Origin of the sequence: Pseudomonas sp. HMSC066A08 (assembly GCF_001813025.1) — a bacterium.
Classification (GTDB): domain Bacteria; phylum Pseudomonadota; class Gammaproteobacteria; order Pseudomonadales; family Pseudomonadaceae; genus Pseudomonas; species Pseudomonas aeruginosa.
The window spans coordinates 1-1,410 of the sequence record NZ_KV811369.1 but is presented as its reverse complement, the minus strand read 5'-3'; the positions used below and the strand labels follow the sequence as shown (position 1 = coordinate 1,410).

At 67.3% G+C, this 1,410-nt stretch carries 1 protein-coding gene; it reads right to left on the bottom strand.

Annotation, left to right across the window (positions count from 1 at the left end; genetic code table 11):
* Positions 1-1,410: amino acid adenylation domain-containing protein (locus HMPREF2886_RS28455; protein WP_139148431.1), on the bottom strand; the 1,410-nt coding region annotated here is incomplete at both ends.

Here is a 1,410-nt window from a genome sequence, read left to right as displayed (position 1 = left end):
CGCACTCCTGCTCCAGCAGGCGCGCCTCGATCTCGCCCAGTTCGATACGGAAACCCCGGATCTTCACCTGGTGGTCCAGGCGACCGAGATAGTCGATCTGCCCGTCTCTGCGCAACCGCGCCAGGTCGCCGGTACGGTAGATCCGCTCGCCGTCGCCGTACGGGTCCGGCACGAAGCGCTCCGCGGTCAGCCCGGGTCGTCCCAGGTAGCCGCGCGCCAGGCCGGCACCGGCGATCAGCAGTTCGCCTCGGCAACCCACCGGACAGACCCCACCCGCCGCATCGAGGATGCGCGCGCGCACTCCCGCGATCGGTGCACCAATGGGAATTTCCGCCCCGACCTCCTTCACCGGCGCCGAGAAGCAGCAGGCATCGATGGTCGCTTCGGTCGGCCCGTAGAGGTTGACCAGCTCGCCGTTCCAGCGGCGCCCCAGTTGTTCCAGCAGCGCGCCGCTCAGCGCTTCGCCACCGCAGCAGAGCAGCCGCAGCGAGTCCAACTGGTCGTCGCCGGCGAAAGGCAGCAGCGCCTGCAACAGCGACGGCGGCATTTGCAGCACATTGATCCGTTGTGCCTCGACCAGCCCCCACAAGCTCTCTAGCGAGGTACCCAGCTCCGCAGGCGCCAAGTGCAGGCGAGCGCCGGACATCAGTGGCAGCCAGAACTCCCACACCGAGGCGTCGAAGCTACTCGAGGTTCGCTGCAACACTCGCTCGTGCGCCGCCAACTGGAAGCGCTCCTGCATCCAGCGCATGTGATTGACCAGCGCGCCATGGGTGATGCCAACGCCCTTCGGGCGCCCGGTCGAACCAGAGGTATAGATGATGTAGGCCAGATGCTCCGGACAGGCACGCTGCTCCGGATTCCCGTCCCACTGCGCCGGGACGTTCTGGAACAGGCTCGGGTCGTCCAGGCATAGGTTCGTCAGCTGTGCGTTGAACGGCAGTTCATCCTGCAGGAACGTCTGTGTCAGCAACAGGCCAATCCCGCTGTCCTCTGCCAGGAAGGCCAGGCGCTCGGCGGGATAACCGGGATCCATCGGCACGTAGGCGCCACCGGCTTTCAGCACCGCCAGCAACGCCACGACCAACTCCGGGCTGCGCTGCATGGCGATACCCACCGGTACGTCCGGACCAACGCCTTCGGCCCGCAGCCTGTGCGCCAGTACGTTGGCCCGGCGGTTCAGTTCCCGGTAGCTCAGCTCGATCTCGCCATGCACCACCGCCGTCGCCTCCGGGGTCCGCGTCGCCTGCGCCTCGACCAAGGGATGCAGGCAGGCAGGCTCGGCACAGGGGGCGGACTCGCAGCCGCGAACAAGCTCGACGTACTCCGCTTCAGCCAGCATCGGCAATTCGCCGACACGCTGACTCGCGTCCTGGCAGATCGCCTCCAGCAGGTTGCGCCAGTGTGCCG